This is a genomic window from Streptomyces sp. Tu 3180 (assembly GCF_009852415.1).
Classification (GTDB): domain Bacteria; phylum Actinomycetota; class Actinomycetes; order Streptomycetales; family Streptomycetaceae; genus Streptomyces.
This window is the reverse complement of record NZ_WOXS01000002.1, coordinates 2927130-2946215: the sequence shown is the minus strand read 5'-3', so window position 1 is coordinate 2946215 and position 19086 is coordinate 2927130. Positions and strand designations below refer to the sequence as shown.

Here is a 19086-nt window from a genome sequence, read left to right as displayed (position 1 = left end):
AGAAGTCAGCCACAAGGAGACCGAACCGTGAAGAGCGCCGTGGAGACCCTGAACCCGACTCGGGTTCGGCTCACTGTCGAGGTGCCCTTCGAGGAGCTCAAGGACAGCCTCGACGCGGCGTACAAGAAGATCAACCAGCAGGTCACGGTGAAGGGCTTCCGCAAGGGCAAGGTCCCGGCCCGGGTCATCGACCAGCGGTTCGGTCGTGGTGCGGTGCTGGAGGAGGCCGTCAACGACGCTCTCCCGAAGTTCTACACCGACGCCGTCAACGAGGCCGAGCTGAGCCCGCTGGGCCAGCCCGAGGTCGACATCACGGAGCTGAAGGACGGCGAGACGCTGAACTTCACCGCCGAGGTCGACATCCGCCCCGCCATCGAGATCCCGGACTACTCCGGCATCGAGGTCGAGGTCGACGCCGTCGAGGTCACCGACGAGGACGTCGAGAAGTCGGTCGAGCAGCTCCGCGAGCGCTTCGCCTCCACCTCCCCGGTGGAGCGCGCCGCCGAGGACGGCGACGTCGTCACCATCGACCTGGAGGCCAAGGTCGAGGGCGAGGTCCTCGAGGACGGCATCGCCAACGGCGTCTCCTACACCATCGGCTCCGGCGAGCTGCTGGACGGCATCGACGACGCCGTCAAGGGCCTGGAGGCCGGTGGCGAGGCCACCTTCACCTCCGAGCTGAAGGGCGGCTCCGCGGCCGGCAAGGAGGCCGAGGTCACCGTCAAGGTCACCCAGGTCGCCAAGCGGGAACTGCCCGAGCTGGACGACGAGTTCGCGCAGCTCGCCTCCGAGTTCGACACCCTCGAGGAGCTGAGGGCGGACAGCCGCAAGCGCCTGGAGAACATGAAGCAGTACGACCAGGCCACGCAGGCCCAGGAGCGCGTCCTGGAGAAGCTGCTCGAGCTGGTCGAGGTCCCGGTCCCCGAGAAGCTGCTCGAGGACGAGATCAACACCCGCAGGCACAACCTCGAGCACCACCAGCTCGGCCAGATGGGCCTCACCCTCGACAAGTACCTGGAGATCCAGGGCAAGACCGCCGAGGAGTTCGAGACCGAGACCCGCGAGGCCGCGATCAAGGGCATCAAGACCCAGTTCGTGCTCGACGAGCTCGTCAAGCAGGAGAAGCTCAACGTCAACCAGGAGGAGCTCACCGAGCACCTCATGCGGCGCGCGGCCTCCTCCGGCATGTCCCCCGACCAGTTCGCCCAGGCCGTCGTCGAGCAGGGCCAGGTCCCGCTCCTCGTCGGTGAGGTCGCCCGCGGCAAGGCCCTGGCCCTCGTGGTCGAGAAGGCCGTGGTCAAGGACACCAACGGCGAGATCATCGACCTCGAGGACGAGGACGAGGCCACGGACGCCGCCGAGACGGACGCCGCCGAGGCCGCCGAGGCCCCCGCCGAGGAGAAGACCGAGGGCTGATCCCCCCGGCACCTCAGACGTGCGGACGACGGGCCCCGGGTGCGCTGCGCCCGGGGCCCGTCGTCGTCGCGCGGGCACGGACCCGTGCCGCCGTGCGGATCCGCCGCGTGGGCGCGCACGGCCGGGGGTACCCGGCCGCCACGGGGATCCGGCCGCCACGGACGGCCGGCTCCCCGTACCCCCGGCGGCCGCCCCGCTCACCGGCGCGACCGCGGCGCGGACGGGCGGCGGCCGGCCTGCGGGGCGCACCGCGCTACGCCCCGGCGAACACCCCCCGCTGCGGGATTCCCCGAAGGGACCCGCGCGTTAGGGTCCATGAATACGAGGGCAGGGGAGTCCCCGAGCACCGCCGGACGGCCCCAGCCCCGGCAGAACACGTGAGACGGCCCGGCGCCGTCGTAAGACGAGCAGGTGGATACGTGACGAATCTGATGCCCTCCGCCGCCGGCGAGCCTTCCATCGGTGGTGGCCTCGGCGACCAGGTCTACAACCGGCTGCTCAACGAGCGGATCATCTTCCTCGGCCAGCCGGTCGACGACGACATCGCGAACAAGATCACCGCACAGCTGCTGCTCCTTGCCGCCGACCCGGACAAGGACATCTACCTGTACATCAACAGCCCCGGCGGTTCCATCACGGCCGGCATGGCGATCTACGACACCATGCAGTTCATCAAGAACGACGTGGTGACCATCGCCATGGGCCTGGCGGCCTCCATGGGTCAGTTCCTGCTGAGCGCCGGCACCCCCGGCAAGCGCTTCGCGCTGCCCAACGCCGAGATCCTGATCCACCAGCCCTCCGCCGGCCTGGCCGGCTCGGCCTCGGACATCAAGATCCACGCCGAGCGGCTGCTGCACACCAAGAAGCGCATGGCCGAGCTCACGGCCCAGCACACCGGCCAGACGGTCGAGCAGATCACCCGCGACTCCGACCGCGACCGCTGGTTCGACGCCTTCGAGGCCAAGGAGTACGGCCTCATCGACGACGTGATCCCCACGGCCGCCGGCATGCCGGGCGGCGGCGGCACCGGGGCCTGAGCGGTCCCACGGGGCCCTCGTGGCCCCGTGGACCCCACCGGACCCCGCCAGGGGCCCGGCACAGCCCCAGCAGCCCCGGCCGACCGCCTCAGCCCCTTTCCAGGAGACACCGTGAACGACTTCCCCGGCAGCGGCCTGTACGACCGCACGCGCGCCGAGTACACCGGCCCCGCGGCCGAGTCCCGCTACGTCATCCCGCGCTTCGTCGAGCGCACCTCCCAGGGCATCCGCGAGTACGACCCGTACGCGAAGCTCTTCGAGGAGCGCGTGATCTTCCTCGGCGTCCAGATCGACGACGCCTCCGCCAACGACGTCATGGCGCAGCTGCTGTGCCTGGAGTCGATGGACCCCGACCGGGACATCTCGGTCTACATCAACAGCCCCGGCGGCTCCTTCACGGCGCTCACCGCGATCTACGACACGATGCAGTACGTGAAGCCGGACATCCAGACGGTCTGCATGGGCCAGGCGGCCTCCGCCGCCGCCGTCCTGCTGGCCGCCGGCACGCCCGGCAAGCGCATGGCGCTGCCCAACGCGCGCGTGCTGATCCACCAGCCCTACAGCGAGACCGGCCGCGGCCAGGTCTCCGACCTGGAGATCGCCGCGAACGAGATCCTGCGGATGCGGACGCAGCTGGAGGAGATGCTGGCCAAGCACTCCACCCGGCCGATCGACAAGATCCGCGAGGACATCGAGCGTGACAAGATCCTCACGGCCGAGGACGCGCTCCAGTACGGCCTGATCGACCAGATCATCACCACCCGGAAGATGGACAACGCCAGCCTGCGCTGACGCGGGAGTCTTCGGGAGGCTGTATCGTCTGCCGCCCCTTGGCACGGTTTGGCACGGTTCACGTCAAAGCGAACCGTGCCAAGGGGGGCCCGAACGGGGGGCTCGGCAAGGTACCGTCGGACATAAGGCAGCACCAGGAGTCGTCGGACGTTGACGTCCAGGCGTCTCCCAGGCGAAGGGGAAGCACACCGTGGCACGCATCGGTGACGGCGGCGATCTGCTCAAGTGCTCGTTCTGCGGAAAGAGCCAGAAGCAGGTCAAGAAGCTCATCGCAGGGCCCGGTGTGTACATCTGCGACGAGTGCATCGATCTCTGCAACGAGATCATCGAGGAGGAGCTCGCCGAGACCAGCGAGGTCCGCTGGGAGGAGCTGCCCAAGCCCCGCGAGATCTACGAGTTCCTCGAGGGGTACGTGGTCGGCCAGGAGGCGGCCAAGAAGGCGCTCTCCGTCGCGGTGTACAACCACTACAAGCGTGTCCAGGCCGGCGAGAACGGCGGCGCCCAGGGCCGCGAGGACGCCATCGAGCTGGCGAAGTCCAACATCCTCCTGCTGGGCCCCACGGGCTCCGGCAAGACGCTGCTGGCCCAGACCCTGGCCCGCATGCTGAACGTCCCCTTCGCGATCGCCGACGCGACGGCGCTCACGGAGGCGGGGTACGTCGGCGAGGACGTCGAGAACATCCTGCTGAAGCTGATCCAGGCGGCCGACTACGACGTCAAGAAGGCCGAGACCGGGATCATCTACATCGACGAGATCGACAAGGTCGCCCGCAAGAGTGAAAACCCGTCGATCACGCGCGACGTCAGCGGCGAGGGCGTCCAGCAGGCCCTGCTGAAGATCCTCGAGGGCACCACGGCCTCGGTGCCGCCGCAGGGCGGCCGCAAGCACCCGCACCAGGAGTTCATCCAGATCGACACGACGAACGTGCTGTTCATCGTGGGCGGTGCCTTCGCGGGCCTGGAGAAGATCATCGAGGGCCGGGCCGGCGCCAAGGGCATCGGCTTCGGCGCGCAGATCCGCTCCAAGCGGGAGCTGGAGTCCAAGGACCAGTTCGAGGAGGTCATGCCGGAGGACCTGGTCAAGTTCGGCATGATCCCCGAGTTCATCGGCCGTCTCCCGGTCATCACCTCGGTCCACAACCTCGACCGCGAGGCCCTGCTCAAGATCCTCGTCGAGCCGCGCAACGCGCTCGTCAAGCAGTACCAGCGCCTCTTCGAACTCGACGGCGTGGAGCTGGACTTCGAGCGCGAGGCGCTGGAGGCCATCGCCGACCAGGCCATCCTCCGCCAGACCGGTGCGCGGGGCCTGCGCGCCATCATGGAGGAAGTCCTCCAGGGCGTGATGTACGAGGTCCCGTCCCGCAAGGACGTCGCCCGCGTGGTCATCACGGCCGACGTGGTCCTGTCCAACGTCAACCCGACCCTCATCCCGCGCGACGCGCGCGGCCGGGGCCCGGGCGAGCAGAAGACGGCGTAGGCCCTCCCGCACACACGGAGAAGGCGCCCGGCGAAGTCGCCGGGCGCCTTTCGTGTCGCGGGGGCGGCCACGCCGGACACCCCGCGACACGGCCGTCTGCTGCCGCGGCCTTCTCGCCGTCCGCGCGCGGGAGGCACACGCGGCCGAGGCGCGCGAAGTCTTCCGGCCGCCGCGGGTCCGCGGGTCCTCGTCCGAACCACGCGGAGGGGCCCCGGTCGCCCGACCGGGGCCCCTCCGGCCGCCACCGGCGTCAGATCTTGACGCGGACGTCCTTGCGGAACTTGGCGGTGAGCTCGGCGGCCTTCTCCAGGTCGGCGGGCTTGCCGGCCATGGCGTCGGCCAGATCCGTGTTGATGACGACGGCCAGCGTGCTGTGGTCGCCCCAGATGCACACCGGCATGCTGATCTCCGAGGGCCCGGAGGCCGGGTCGCCCGACGCGGCGCCGGTGTTCTTGCTCTTGATCTCCTGGCACTTCAGGACGGCGCCGTCCAGGGCGCTCGGCTCGAAGCCCTTCGGGCTGCCGACGAGCTCGGCCTCCTCGTCCCCGGAGGCCTCCTTCTTCATCTCCCCGAACATGGCGTCGACGACCTTCTCCGGGTCGTCGATCTCACCGTAGACACCCATGAACTGGACCATCTTCATGGCGAACGGGTTGCTCTCGTCCCCGGACTGGTAGGCCGCGCTGACGTCCTTGGCGTTCTTGACGCCGTGCTTCTCGGCTTCCTTGATGTCGTCCTGGTTGAACCCGCCGCTGTCCGAGCCCTCGCCCTTCTTGTACGCGCCGCCGAGCACGGTCGCCGGGGTCGTCAGCTTGTGCGGGCCGTCGTCGGCGACGTCCGAGCCGCTGCCGCCGCTCCCGCCGAGGACGAAGTACGCGCCCACGCCGATCGCCACCACGGCGGCCACCGCGCCGATGATGATGCCGGTCTTCTTGCCGCCGCCCGACGCCGGGGGCTGGGGCGGCATGCCGTACGGGGCCTGGCCGTAGGGCGGCTGCTGGCCGTACGGGGGCTGCTGGGGCGGGACGCCGGGCTGGCCGGGCTGCTGGGGGTAGCCGTAGCCGGGCTGGCCGGGCGGGGGAGCCTGCTGGGGGTAGCCGTAGCCGGGCTGCGGAGCCTGCGGCTGCTGGCCGTAAGGACCCGGCTGGCCGTACGGTCCGGGCTGCTGGGGCTGCCCGCCGTACGGGCCCGGCTGGTTGTAGCTCATTACTGGGTTCCCCTCCAGATGCTGGTGTGTCGCTGACATCCTGACTCAGGAGTCATGCGTTCAGACCAGCGGGGGGCGCACCGTTACAAAGGAATCGCGTTTCGGGACCGGGTGGTGACACCTCTAAACTGACCCCGTGACCGAGAACACTCAGCAGCCGCAATCAGCGCCCACGACCGAACTGCCGACCCAGTACGCGCCGGCCGACGTGGAGGGGCCGCTGTACGAGCGCTGGGTAGAGCGGGGTTACTTCGAGGCGGACGAGAAGAGCGACAAGCCGCCCTACACCGTCGTCATCCCGCCGCCGAACGTCACGGGCAGCCTGCACCTCGGGCACGCCTTCGAGCACACGCTCATCGACGCCCTGACCCGCCGCAAGCGGATGCAGGGCTTCGAGACGCTGTGGCAGCCCGGCATGGACCACGCCGGCATCGCCACGCAGAACGTCGTCGAGCGGGAGCTCGCCAAGGAGGGCAAGTCCCGCCACGACCTCGGCCGCGAGGCGTTCGTCGAGCGGGTCTGGCAGTGGAAGGGCGAGTCCGGCGGGCAGATCAGCGGGCAGATGCGCCGCCTCGGCGACGGCGTCGCCTGGTCGCGCGAGCGCTTCACCATGGACGAGGGCCTGTCGAAGGCCGTCCAGACCATCTTCAAGCGGCTCTACGACGACGAGCTGATCTACCGCGCCGAGCGCATCATCAACTGGTGCCCGCGGTGCCTGACCGCGATCTCCGACATCGAGGTCGAGTACCAGGACGACGACGGCGAGCTCGTCTCCATGAAGTACGGCGACGGGGACGACACCATCGTCGTCGCCACCACCCGCGCCGAGACGATGCTCGGCGACACGGCCGTCGCCGTCCACCCCGAGGACGAGCGCTACAGGCACCTGGTCGGCAAGCTGATCAAGCTGCCGCTGACCGACCGCTCCATCCCGGTCGTCGCCGACGAGCACGTCGACCCCGAGTTCGGCACGGGCGCCGTCAAGGTGACCCCGGCGCACGACCCGAACGACTTCGAGATCGGGCAGCGTCACAACCTGCCGTCCCTCACCGTGATGGACGAGCACGCCGTCATCACCGTGCACGGTCCCTTCCAGGGGCTGGACCGCCTCGAAGCCCGCTCCGCCATCGTCGCCGCGCTGCGCGCCGAGGGCCGGATCGTCGCCGAGAAGCGGCCCTACGTCCACTCGGTCGGCCACTGCTCGCGCTGCAAGACCACCATCGAGCCGCGGCTGTCCATGCAGTGGTGGGTCAAGGTCGGCCCGCTGGCGAAGGCCGCCGGTGACGCCGTCCGCGAGGGCAAGGTCAAGATCCATCCGCAGGAGATGGAGAAGCGGTACTTCGACTGGGTCGACAACCTCCACGACTGGTGCATCTCGCGGCAGTTGTGGTGGGGCCACCGCATCCCGGTCTGGTACGGGCCGAACGGCGAGGTCGTCTGCGTCGGCCCCGACGAGGAGCCGCCGGGCGGCGAGGGCTGGCACCAGGACACCGACGTCCTGGACACCTGGTTCTCCTCCGGCCTGTGGCCGTTCTCCACGCTCGGCTGGCCCGAGCAGACCGAGTCGCTCGCGAAGTTCTACCCGAACTCCGTCCTGGTCACCGGCTACGACATCCTCTTCTTCTGGGTCGCCCGGATGATGATGTTCGGCCTGTACGCGATGGACGGCACCCCGCCGTTCCACACCATCGCCCTGCACGGCATGGTCCGCGACCAGTTCGGCAAGAAGATGTCGAAGTCCTTCGGCAACGCGGTCAACCCGCTGGACTGGATGGACAAGTACGGCAGCGACGCCCTGCGCTTCACGCTCGCGCGCGGCGCCAACCCGGGCGTCGACGTGCCGATCGGCGAGGACTGGGTCCAGGGCTCGCGCAACTTCGCCAACAAGATCTGGAACGCCACGCGCTTCGCGCTGATGAACGGCGCGACGGTCGAGGGCCCGCTGCCGGACGCGTCGAGGATGTCGCCGACCGACCGCTGGATCCTGTCCCGGCTGAACTCGGTGGTCGCCGAAGTCGACGCGTACTACGACGACTTCCAGTTCGCCAAGCTGTCGGACGCGCTGTTCCACTTCGCCTGGGACGAGGTCTTCGACTGGTACGTCGAGCTGTCCAAGACGACGTTCCAGGCGGGCGGCGAGCCGGCCGAGGTCAGCAAGCGCGTCCTCGGCGAGGTCCTCGACGTCACGCTCAAGCTGCTGCACCCGGTGGTCCCGTTCGTCACCGAGACGCTGTGGACCACGCTCACGGGCGGCGAGTCGGTCGTCATCGCGCAGTGGCCGCAGGACAGCGGCTTCCGGGACGCCGACGCCGAGCGGGAGATCGGGACGCTCCAGTCGGTCATCACCGAGGTGCGGCGGTTCCGCGCGGATCAGGGCCTCCAGCCCGGCCAGCGGGTCCCGGCCCGGCTGACCCTCGACGGCACGGCGCTGGCGCCGCACGAGCCGGCCATCCGCCAGCTGCTGCGCCTGCAGCCGGAGGGCGACTCCTTCACCGCGACGGCGACCCTGCCGGTCGCCGGTGTCGAGGTCGCGCTGGACCTGTCCGGCGTGATCGACGTGGCCGCCGAGCGCAAGCGGCTCGCCAAGGACCTCGCCGCCGCCGAGAAGGAGAAGGCCCAGGCCACGGCCAAGCTCGGCAACGAGGCGTTCCTGGCGAAGGCCCCGGACCACGTGGTGGAGAAGATCCGCACGCGGCTGGCCAAGGCGGAGGAGGACATCACCCGCATCCAGGTCCAGCTGGACCGCCTGCCCGGCGCCTGACCGCCGACGCGGACGACTCACGGCCCCCGACCGGTTTCCCCCCGGCCGGGGGCCGTTCACGTCGTGGTGGGTGTCGCGTAACCCGCCGGCGAAAGCCTGCGGCTTCGCCCATCACCAGGCCGACGCCGTCAGGAGCACCCCCACGATGCCCCGAACCGCGACCCCCGTCGCCGCGCTGCCCGCCGAACCGACCGCGCAGGGCAGACCCGGCCGGGACCGGCGGTACGACATCGACCTCCTGCGCGTCGTCTGCACCGCCGCCGTCGTGCTGGTGCACGCCTCCGCCGCGTTCATCGACGCCGGCCACCGCACGACCGGCGTCCTCGGCGACTCGGCCGGCCGGTTCGCCGTGCCCGCGTTCTTCGCGATGGCCGGCTGGGCCGCCCTCGTCGGCTCGCCGGTGCGCGACGACGCCCGGCTCCTCACCCGGCTCGGCCGGATCCTGCGCCCGATGGCGGTGTGGACGGCGGTCTACCTGCTCTGGCAGTACGTGTCCGGGCCGCCCCCGAACGGTGGCGCCAAGGAGGCGCTGCGGGCTCTCTTCGGCTCCGTGGAGGCCGCCTTCCACCTCTGGTACCTCTACACCTACGTACCGCTCCTGCTGCTCCTCGGCGTCGCCGTGCTCGTTGTCGGGCAGCGCGCCACGCCGCGCCGGTCGCTGCTGCTGCTCGCCGCGTTCGCCGTCGCCCCGGCGGTCGTCGAGGACGCGCGGACCCTCACCGGGCTGCCGCTGCCCGGGTGGGACTGGAGCGTGTCGCTGTACTCGCTGGGGTACGCGGTGGCGGGCGCCGCCCTGCTGGCCGCCCGGCGGCGCGGCCCGCGCCCGCTGTGGCTCGCGGGCGCGGCGGTCGCGCTCGTCGCCCTCGCCCTGTACCAGTTCACCGTGCGGCACCCCGCCGCGTACGGGAGCCTCGCGGTGGCCGCGCTGACCTTCGCCGTGCTCGGCGCGGTGGGCGGGGTGCGGGTGCCGGAGGGGGCGCGGGCGCTGCTGGGGCGGCTGTCGGACGCGTCGTTCGGGACGTACCTGGTGCATCTGCTGTTCGTGGTGCTGCTGGTCGAGCCCGTCGCGCAGGAGGTGCCGCACGGGTTCGCGGCGCCCGTGGCGCTCGCCGTGACGGCGACGGCGGCCGCCGCGCTGTCCTTCGCCGCGAGCGTCCTGTGGGGCCGGCTGGGGATGCGCAGGTGGCTCGGCTGAGGCGGGACCCGGGGCCTGCCGGGGGCCGCCCGGCGGGTCCGTAGACTGGGTACCGTGAGCGAGCGCCCAGAATCAGCAGGTTCCGACCCGGACGGCACCCTCGACGAGTTCGCGGAACTCGTCGAGGAGGAGACCCGCCGAGACCCCGACCTCGCGGCGATCGAGGCCGGCAGCCGCACCCTGCGCACCCAGGGCGGCCCGCCGCAGGCGGACGTGCCCGCCCGCCCCGAGGACCCCGAGGTCGACAAGGCGCTGCGCGAGGTCGAGGCGGAGCTCGCCACCCGCTGGGGCGAGACCAAGCTGGAGCCGTCGGTCAGCCGGATCTCCGCGCTGATGGACGTGCTGGGCGAGCCGCAGCGCTCGTACCCCTCGATCCACATCACCGGCACCAACGGCAAGACCTCGACCGCCCGCATGATCGAGGCCCTGCTCGGCGCCTTCGAGCTGCGCACCGGCCGGTACACCTCGCCGCACGTCCAGTCGATCACCGAGCGGATCAGCCTCGACGGGGCGCCGGTCTCCGCCGAGCGGTTCATCGAGACGTACCGGGACGTCAAGCCGTACGTCGAGATGGTCGACGCGCAGCAGGAGTACCGGCTGTCCTTCTTCGAGGTGCTCACCGGCATGGCGTACGCGGCCTTCGCCGACGCGCCCGTGGACGTGGCGGTCGTCGAGGTCGGCATGGGCGGCAGCTGGGACGCGACCAACGTGATCGACGGGAGCGTCGCCGTGGTGACGCCCATCTCCCTCGACCACACCGACCGGCTCGGCACCACGCCCGCCGAGATCGCCGGCGAGAAGGCCGGCATCATCAAGCGCGACGCGACGGTGATCATGGCCCAGCAGCCGGTGGACGCGGCGCAGGTGCTGCTGAAGAAGGCCGTCGAGGCGGACGCCACCGTGGCCCGGGAGGGGCTGGAGTACGGCGTCGTCGCCCGGCAGGTCGCCGTCGGCGGCCAGCTGGTCACCCTGCGCGGACTCGGCGGCGAGTACCCCGAGGTGTACCTGCCGCTGCACGGCGCCCACCAGGCGCACAACGCGGCCGTGGCGCTCGCCGCGGTGGAGGCGTTCTTCGGCGTCGGCGCCCAGCGCGCCGAACCGCTCGACGTCGACACCGTGCGCAAGGCCTTCGCCGCCGTCGCCTCACCGGGCCGGCTCGAGGTCGTGCGCCGGTCGCCGACCGTCGTCCTGGACGCCGCCCACAACCCGGCGGGCGCGCAGGCGGCGGCCGAGGCGATCGGGGAGGCGTTCCAGTTCAGCCGGCTCATCGGCGTGGTCGGCGCGAGCGGCGACAAGAACGTGCGCGGGCTGCTCGAGGCGTTCGAGCCGGTCTTCGCCGAGGTCGTCGTCACGCAGAACTCCAGCCACCGCGCGATGGACGCCGACGAACTGGCGGGGATCGCCGTCGAGGTGTTCGGCGAGGACCGCGTCCAGGTCGAGCCCCGGCTGCCCGACGCCCTGGAGGCCGCGATCACGCTGGCCGAGGAGGAGGGCGAGTTCGCGGGCGGCGGTGTGCTCGTCACCGGTTCCGTCATCACGGTCGGCGAGGCCCGACTGCTTCTGGGAAGGGGCTGAGGAAACCGTGCGTACGCTCTGTGCTTCGACGCTGATCGGCGAGTTCTTCATCGTCGGCTTCGCCGGACTGGTCGCGATGAAGGACCCGGACCTGTCCATGGGCACCGTGTGGACCGTGTGCGGCATCGCCATGTTCCTGAGCGTGGCCCTGTGCGGGACGATCACCCGGCCCGGCGGCGTGGCGCTCGGCTGGGTGCTGCAGGTCGCCCTGGTCGCCTCCGGCTTCGTCGTCCCGACGATGTTCTTCCTCGGTGTGGTGTTCGCGGTGCTGTGGTGGGCGTCGGTGCATTTCGGGCGGAAGGTGGACGAGGTGAAGGCCCGGTTCGCCGCCCAGGCCGACCAGCCTGACGCTGTGTGACGGACGCCCCGACACGCCCGGTAACCTCATCACCCCGCACCACTTGACGCACAAGGAGTTCCGCCGTGAGCCAGCGCACCCTCGTCCTCCTCAAGCCCGACGCCGTCCGTCGCGGCCTGACCGGCGAGATCATCAGCCGCATCGAGCGCAAGGCCGGCTGGCGGATCACCGCGCTGGAGCTGCGCACCCTGGACCAGGACACGCTGGAGCAGCACTACGGCGAGCACAAGGGCAAGCCGTTCTACGAGCCGCTGGTGGAGTTCATGGCCTCCGGGCCGGTCGTGGCGATGATCGTCGAGGGTGAGCGGGTCATCGAGGGACTGCGCCAACTGGCCGGTCCCACCGACCCGATCGCCGCGGCCCCGGGTTCGATCCGCGGGGACTTCGGCGTGATCGTCCGGGAGAACCTGATCCACGCCTCCGACTCCGAGGAGTCCGCCGAGCGCGAGGTGAAGATCTTCTTCCCGGGGCGGGCGTAACGGCGGCTCATAACGATCACGTCGCGGCCGCGCACGGCGTCTTTGTCCGCCTTGGCCGCCCGTCGGAGGGTCCGGGGGTTTTGCCCCCGGACCCTTTTTTGGCATATGCACGGCGTTCGGGGGAACGGATGCCCCCGATGGCCCGTCTCCACAAGCAGCGGGGCGCGCCATCGGATGACAATGGCGAAGACCCTCGCGCAGTGTTCGCGAAGGCGCGTCTACCATGGAAGCCTTCACGTCACAGCACCCACCTCGCCGACCTGAAAAGCCCTCAAAAGCTCGTGGGGAGGCCAGACGAATCCTGATGGGGAACTCAATGTCGTTCATCGGCCGTGACATGGCTGTCGACCTCGGGACCGCCAACACGCTGGTGTACGTCAGGGGTCGCGGGATCGTACTCAACGAGCCGTCCGTCGTCGCGATCAACACCAACACCGGTGGGATCCTCGCGGTCGGTGCCGAAGCGAAGAAGATGATCGGGCGCACGCCCGGCAACATCGTTGCCGTACGTCCGCTGAAGGACGGCGTCATCGCCGACTTCGAGATCACCGAGCGGATGCTCCGCTACTTCATCCTGAAGATCCACAAGCGGAGGTACCTGGCTCGTCCGCGGGTCGTCGTCTGTGTGCCCTCGGGCATCACCGGCGTCGAGCGCCGCGCCGTCATCGAGGCGTCGTCCCAGGCCGGCGCCCGTCAGGTGCACATCATCGAGGAGCCCATGGCCGCCGCCATCGGCTCCGGGCTGCCGGTCCACGAGGCCACCGGCAACATGGTGGTGGACATCGGCGGCGGCACCACGGAGGTCGCGGTCATCTCCCTCGGCGGCATCGTCACCGCCCAGTCCATCCGCGTCGCGGGCGACGAGCTGGACAACGCGATCATCCAGCACATCAAGAAGGAGTACTCCCTCCTGCTGGGCGAGCGGACGGCCGAACAGATCAAGATCACGATCGGTTCGGCGTACGACCTGGACACCGACGAGCACACCGAAATCCGCGGCCGGGACCTCGTCTCCGGGCTGCCCAAGACGGTGGTCGTCTCCGCCGCGGAAGTGCGCAAGGCGATCGAGGAACCCGTCAACGCCATCGTCGACGCCGTCAAGACGACCCTCGACAAGTGCCCGCCGGAGCTGTCCGGCGACATCATGGACCGGGGCATCGTCCTGACCGGCGGCGGAGCGCTGCTGCGGGGGCTGGACGAGCGGCTGCGCCGGGAGACGGGCATGCCGATCCACATCGCGGAGGATCCGCTGGACAGCGTGGCGCTCGGCTCCGGCAAGTGCGTCGAGGAGTTCGAGGCGCTCCAGCAGGTGCTGGACGCCCAGCCGCGCAGATGACACGACTCCTCGATTCCGCCGTACGGGACGATCGGCTTCCGTACGGCGGATCGTTGATATAGAGGCATGAACTCCCCCGACGCCTCCGCGCGTCCGAACAAACCGATATCCCATACCCGTTCTCGACGAGGAAGGCACGGCCGCCGCACGTGAGGGACACACGAGAGAGCCGGCTGCTCCTGGTGCTGCTGATCGCCATCGCGTTCGCACTGATCACGGTGGACATCCGCGGCGGAGAGGATTCACCGGTCGACGGCGCCCGGCAGGCCGCGGCGACGGTCTTCGGTCCCATCGAGAACGGGGTGTCGGGCGCGGTCGACCCGATCGGCAACGCGGTCTCCGCGATCCGCGAGTCCGGCGACCGCCACGACCGGCTCGCCGTGCTGGAGCGGGAGAACGCCGCGCTCAAGGCCGAACTCGGCAGCGACGACCGCGACCGCAGCCGGCTGAGGCAGCTCGACAAGATGCTGAAGACCGCCGGGCAGGGCCAGTACGGCATCAAGGGCGCCCAGGTCATCGCCATAGGAGCCGCCCAGGGCTTCTCCTGGACCATCACCATCGACGTCGGCGCCGAGGACGGCATCAAGCGCGACATGACCGTCCTCAACGGCGACGGACTCGTCGGCCGCGTCACCACCGTGGGCCCGAGCACCGCCACCGTGCTGCTCGCCAGCGACCCCGACTTCACCGTCGGCACCCGCATGGAGGCCACCGACGAACTCGGCTTCGCCTCCGGCCAGGGCGACCGCCCGCTGCGCGTCGAACTCCTCAACGGCAAGGCCGAGGTCAAGAAGGGCGACCGCCTGGTCACCTTCGGCTCGCAGGCCGACAAGCCGTTCGTGCCCGGCGTCCCCGTCGGCGTCGTCTCCCGCGTCGACCCCTCCGGCGGCGACCTCACCCGCACCCTCTACGTCACCCCGTTCGTCAGCTTCAGCAAGCTCGACATCGTCGGCGTCGTCGTGCAGGCCCCCGGGAAGGACCCGCGCGACACCGTGCTGCCCGAGAAGGCCGAGCCGAAGCCCACGCCGACCGTGACGGTGACCGTCACGCCCTCCGCCCCCGCCGACGGCCAGACCCAGCCAGAGCAGTAGGAGCTGTCACCCCATGCGCGTCAACCGGATCCTGCTCTCCAGCTCGCTGATCGTCGTCGCCCTGGTGGTCCAGGTGAGCGTCCTCGCCCGCCTCCACCTCCCGGGCGCCGTCCCCGACCTGCTGCTGCTCACCGTCCTCGGCCTCGCGCTGGTCTACGGCCACGTCGGGGGCGCCCTCGTCGGCTTCGCCGCCGGACTCCTCGCCGACCTCGCCCCGCCCGCCGACCACGCCGCCGGCCGCTACGCCCTCGTGCTGTGCGTCATCGGCTACCTCGCCGGACTCGTCAAACCCGAGAGCGGCCAGGTGAAGTCGGCCACCGGCCCCATGGTCGTGGTCGTCGCCGCCGCGCTCGGCTCCACCCTGCTCTACGCCGGCGTCGGCGCCCTCGTCGGCGACACCGCCGCCCGCCATGTCGGCCTCGGCGGGCTGCTGTTCACCGCCGCGCTGTACGACCTGCTGCTCGCGCCGTTCGTCGTCCCCGGCGTGATGGCCCTGGCCCGGCGCGCCGAGAACGACCCGCTCGCCGAGACGAACTCCGCCAAGGCCGGCGACATCTCCTCCGGCTGGCTCTCCGGCGGCACCGGGCTGCGCATCGGCGCGCAGCGGAGCGGCCTGCGGGTGAAGGCGGCCCGGGCGCGGGTGGCCCGCGCCGGACGCATCAAGGGGGTCAAGCGCCTGTGACCTCACCGGACTTCACCCGAACGGGCGTGCGGCGACGGAACCCCGCCGCACGGGACGGCCGTTCATCACTCGTACCCGCACACATGTGCGCGCCCGGAGAGGAGGAGCAGACCGCGTGACCAACATCCCCGAGACCGGTCGCAGTCCACGGGTCCAGATCCGGCTCGTCGTCATCCAGGTCCTCGTCCTCTCCCTCCTCGGCACCCTCGGCGGACGCCTGTGGTACCTCCAGATCCGCGAGGGCGACCAGTACGCCAAGGAGGCCTCCGGCAACCACGTCCAGCAGGTCGTCCAGCCCGCGGTCCGCGGCTCCATCCTGGACGCGCGCGGCGTCCCCCTCGCCGACAACGAGACCCGCCTGGTCGTCTCCGCCTCCCGCACCGACCTGCTGAAGATGAAGGACGACGGCGAGGCGGTCCTCACCAAACTCGCCGGCGTCCTCGGCATGGCCCCCAAGGAGGTCATGGAGAAGGTCCGGCTCTGCGACGCCGAAACCCCCCAGCCCTGCTGGAACGGCTCGCCGTACCAGCCCATCCCCATCACCGACGAGGCCACCCCCAAGCAGGCCCTGCAGATCCGCGAACGCGCCGAGGACTTCCCCGGCATCACCGCCGAACCGCAGGCCCTGCGCCGCTACCCGAGCCCCGGCAAGGCCAACACCGCCCAGGTGCTCGGCTACCTCTCGCCCGTCACCGACGAGGAGATCCAGAAGGCGCAGGACACCAGCTCGCCCTACCTGCGCTCCGACATGGTCGGCCGCTCCGGCCTGGAGCGCCAGTACGACAGACAGCTGCGCGGCAAGGCCGGCGTCACCCGCTACGAGGTCGACAAGCTCGGCCGCGTCATCGGCCAGGCCCAGTCCGATCCCGCCCAGCCCGGCGCCAACCTCGTCACCAGCGTCGACGCCCGCGTCCAGCGGATCGCCGAGTACGAGCTGAACGAGGCGATGAAGGCCGCCCGCAAGGTGATGGACCGCAACACCAACCGCCTCTACGAGGCCGACTCCGGAGCCGTCGTCGTCATGGAGGCCAAGACCGGGCGCGTCGTCGCCATGGCCTCCAACCCGACGTACGACCCCAACGCCTGGGTCGGCGGCATCTCCGCCAAGGACTACGCCGCCCTCACCGGAAAGAAGTCCAACTACCCGCTGCTCAACCGCGCCATCCAGGGCCAGTCGGCACCCGGCTCCATCTTCAAGGTCATCCCGACGGCCGCCGCGGTGAACGCCGGCTACTCCTTCGACGGCCCCTACGACTGCTCCAGCTCGTACTCCATCGGCGGCCAGGTCTTCAAGAACTTCGAATCCCAGAACCACGGCCCGATCAGCCTCGGCCGCGCCCTCGAGGTCTCCTGCGACACCGTCTTCTACCGCCTCTCCCACGAGGAGTGGAAGCGCGACGGCGGCAACAAGCCGAAGAAGAACCCCGACGACTGGTTCTACAAGACCGCCCACCAGTTCGGCCTCGGCGAGGAGACCGGCATCGACCTGCCCAACGAGGTCACCGGCCGCGTCCCCGACCGCCAGTGGAAGCTGGACTACTGGAAGGCCAACAAGGACGCCTGGTGCAAGACCGGCAAGAAGGACGGCAGCTACGCCGAGCGCATCGCCTACGAGAACTGCCTCGAAGGCAACCGGCTGCGCGCCGGTGACTCCGTCAACTACTCCATCGGCCAGGGCGACACCCTCGTCACCCCCATCCAGATGGCCACCATCTACGCGGCCCTCGCCAACGGCGGCACCCTCTACGCCCCCACCGTCGGCAAGGCCGTCATCAGCCCCGACGGGAAGACGGTCACCGAGATCGAGCCCCAGGCGCACGGCAAGCTGCCGCTGACGAAGAAGACCCTCAAGGAGATAGACGCAGCCCTCGAGGGAGTCGCCACCCGCGGTACGGCCGCCTGGCGGTTCGGGGGCTGGCCGCAGGACGAGATCCCGATGCACGCCAAGACCGGTACCGCCGAGGTCTACGGCAAGCAGACCACCTCCTGGTTCGCCACCTACACCGAGGACTACTCGATCGTCATGACGATCTCCCAGGGTGGCACCGGCTCCGGCGCCTCGGGCCCCGCCGTGCGCAACATCTACAACGCGCTGTACGGCGTCTCCGCGGACGGCGAGATCGACGAGAAGAAGGCGCTCCTGCCCACCCCGCAGAAGAACCTCCCCGAGGTCAGGACGGACGGCACCATCAAGTCCCCGAAGCTCTCCAAGGACCCCGCCAAGGACCGCGCGACCCCCTCGCCCGACGCGCGGGCCACCGCCCCGCAGGACGGCCAGGAGGACCCCGCCGACCAGCAGCAGGCGGCCACCGTCCCCTCACCGGAGATCGGGAACCGCGACACCCGGCGCCGCGACCGGCGCCGGGACGGCGGACCACGCCGGGGCGACGGGCGCCCCCGCTGCCGCACGCGCCACGGACGAGGCGGCACCGGAGCGCGGAGGACAGCGGCATGACCGGCGGCGTGAACAGCTTCCAGGTCTCCGGATACGGACCGGAGCGGGCCGGCTGGACACGGGTCTTCGCCCGTGACTCCCTCGCCCGGCGCCTCGACTGGCCGATACTGCTGTCGGCGCTCGCCCTGTCCCTGCTCGGCTCGCTCCTGGTCTACTCGGCCACCCGCAACCGCACCGAGCTCAACCAGGGCGACCCTTACTACTTCCTGGTCCGCCACTGGCTCAACACCGGCATCGGGCTGGCCCTGATGATCGGCACGGTCTGGCTCGGCCACCGCACCCTGCGCACGGCCGTGCCCCTCCTGTACGGGGCCTCGGTCTTCCTGATCCTGCTGGTGCTCACCCCCCTGGGCTCCACCGTCAACGGCGCCCACTCCTGGATCAAGCTCGGCGGCGGCTTCTCGCTCCAGCCCTCGGAGTTCGTGAAGGTCACGATCATCCTGGGCATGGCGATGCTGCTCGCCGCCCGGGTCGACGCGGGCGACAAGCCCTACCCCGACCACCGCACGGTCCTCCAGGCGCTCGGCCTGGCCGTCGTCCCCATGCTGATCGTGATGCTCATGCCCGACCTCGGCTCGGTCATGGTCATGGTCATCATCGTGCTCGGCGTGCTCCTCGCCTCCGGCGCCTCCAACCGGTGGGTCTTCGGCCTCCTCGGCGCAGGCGCGGCCGGCGCGATCACCGTCTGGCAGCTCGGCGTGCTCGACGAGTACCAGATCAACCGCTTCGCCGCCTTCGCCAACCCCGAACTCGACCCCGCCGGCGTCGGCTACAACACCAACCAGGCCCGCATCGCCATCGGCTCCGGCGGCCTCACCGGCTCCGGGCTCTTCCAGGGCTCGCAGACCACCGGCCAGTTCGTCCCCGAACAGCAGACCGACTTCGTCTTCACCGTCGCCGGCGAGGAACTCGGCTTCGTCGGCGGCGCACTGATCATCGGCCTGCTCGGCGTCATCCTCTGGCGCGCCTGCCGCATCGCCCGCGACACCACCGACCTCTACGGCACCGTCGTCGCCGCCGGCATCGTGGCCTGGTTCGCCTTCCAGTCCTTCGAGAACATCGGCATGACCCTCGGCATCATGCCCGTCACCGGCCTGCCCCTGCCGTTCGTCTCCTACGGCGGCTCGTCGATGTTCGCCGTATGGCTGGCGGTCGGCCTGCTGCAGTCCATCCGGGTGCAGCGCCCCATGTCCGCGTGACCCCCCGTGCCCCCGGTGCGGAGCGG

The 19086-nt window shown here is 70.5% G+C and carries 15 protein-coding genes; 14 read left to right on the top strand and 1 reads right to left on the bottom strand.

Annotated elements, in window-relative coordinates:
• Positions 1–27: 27 nt before the first annotated feature.
• The 4 genes from tig to clpX all read left to right on the top strand — a co-directional run bounded on the left by tig (position 28) and on the right by clpX (position 4722).
• Positions 28–1416 carry a trigger factor gene (gene tig / locus GL259_RS14195; protein WP_159532721.1) on the top strand — a complete coding sequence of 463 codons (1389 nt, stop codon included), beginning with the start codon at positions 28–30 and terminating at the stop codon, positions 1414–1416.
• A gap of 431 nt (positions 1417–1847) precedes the next feature.
• The gene (locus GL259_RS14190; RefSeq protein WP_030240055.1) at positions 1848–2453 is read left to right on the top strand and encodes an ATP-dependent Clp protease proteolytic subunit; all 606 of its coding nucleotides are present in this window, start codon (positions 1848–1850) and stop codon (positions 2451–2453) included.
• Between the two features lie 111 nt (positions 2454–2564).
• Complete coding sequence (locus GL259_RS14185; RefSeq protein ID WP_004988122.1) at positions 2565–3245, top strand: ATP-dependent Clp protease proteolytic subunit; 681 nt, start codon at positions 2565–2567, stop codon at positions 3243–3245.
• A gap of 190 nt (positions 3246–3435) precedes the next feature.
• Positions 3436–4722, top strand: a complete 1287-nt coding sequence (clpX, locus tag GL259_RS14180) for an ATP-dependent Clp protease ATP-binding subunit ClpX (protein ID WP_159532719.1) — start codon at positions 3436–3438, stop codon at positions 4720–4722.
• A gap of 250 nt (positions 4723–4972) precedes the next feature.
• Here clpX and GL259_RS14175 read toward each other — a convergent pair whose 3' ends face one another.
• The gene (locus tag GL259_RS14175) at positions 4973–5929 is read right to left on the bottom strand and encodes a hypothetical protein (protein WP_159532717.1); all 957 of its coding nucleotides are present in this window, start codon (positions 5927–5929) and stop codon (positions 4973–4975) included.
• A 136-nt stretch (positions 5930–6065) separates the two neighbouring features.
• On the opposite strand from GL259_RS14175, the gene GL259_RS14170 reads away from it, so the two are divergent.
• From GL259_RS14170 to rodA, 10 genes are all read left to right on the top strand, one after another.
• Positions 6066–8690, top strand: a complete 2625-nt coding sequence (locus tag GL259_RS14170) for a valine--tRNA ligase (protein WP_159532715.1) — start codon at positions 6066–6068, stop codon at positions 8688–8690.
• Positions 8691–8835: 145 nt separating this feature from the next.
• Positions 8836–9885 carry an acyltransferase gene (locus GL259_RS14165; protein WP_159532713.1) on the top strand — a complete coding sequence of 350 codons (1050 nt, stop codon included), beginning with the start codon at positions 8836–8838 and terminating at the stop codon, positions 9883–9885.
• 54 nt (positions 9886–9939) lie between these two features.
• Positions 9940–11460, top strand: a complete 1521-nt coding sequence (locus GL259_RS14160) for a folylpolyglutamate synthase/dihydrofolate synthase family protein (RefSeq protein ID WP_159532711.1) — start codon at positions 9940–9942, stop codon at positions 11458–11460.
• Positions 11461–11467: 7 nt separating this feature from the next.
• Positions 11468–11818, top strand: coding sequence for a DUF4233 domain-containing protein (locus tag GL259_RS14155; protein WP_159532709.1), 351 nt, complete (start codon positions 11468–11470; stop codon positions 11816–11818).
• Between the two features lie 65 nt (positions 11819–11883).
• Complete coding sequence (ndk, locus tag GL259_RS14150) at positions 11884–12297, top strand: nucleoside-diphosphate kinase (protein WP_159532707.1); 414 nt, start codon at positions 11884–11886, stop codon at positions 12295–12297.
• Positions 12298–12613: 316 nt separating this feature from the next.
• Positions 12614–13633 carry a rod shape-determining protein gene (locus GL259_RS14145; protein ID WP_030569938.1) on the top strand — a complete coding sequence of 340 codons (1020 nt, stop codon included), beginning with the start codon at positions 12614–12616 and terminating at the stop codon, positions 13631–13633.
• A gap of 149 nt (positions 13634–13782) precedes the next feature.
• Positions 13783–14724 (top strand): rod shape-determining protein MreC, encoded by a 942-nt coding sequence (mreC, locus tag GL259_RS14140; protein ID WP_159532705.1) that lies wholly within the window; start codon positions 13783–13785, stop codon positions 14722–14724.
• A gap of 13 nt (positions 14725–14737) precedes the next feature.
• Positions 14738–15406 carry a rod shape-determining protein MreD gene (gene mreD / locus GL259_RS14135; RefSeq protein WP_159532703.1) on the top strand — a complete coding sequence of 223 codons (669 nt, stop codon included), beginning with the start codon at positions 14738–14740 and terminating at the stop codon, positions 15404–15406.
• A 115-nt stretch (positions 15407–15521) separates the two neighbouring features.
• Positions 15522–17861 (top strand): penicillin-binding protein 2, encoded by a 2340-nt coding sequence (gene mrdA / locus GL259_RS14130; protein WP_159532701.1) that lies wholly within the window; start codon positions 15522–15524, stop codon positions 17859–17861.
• Complete coding sequence (gene rodA, locus GL259_RS14125) at positions 17858–19060, top strand: rod shape-determining protein RodA (RefSeq protein ID WP_159532699.1); 1203 nt, start codon at positions 17858–17860, stop codon at positions 19058–19060. The genes mrdA and rodA overlap by 4 nt, the downstream gene beginning before the upstream one ends.
• Positions 19061–19086 lie beyond the last annotated feature (26 nt).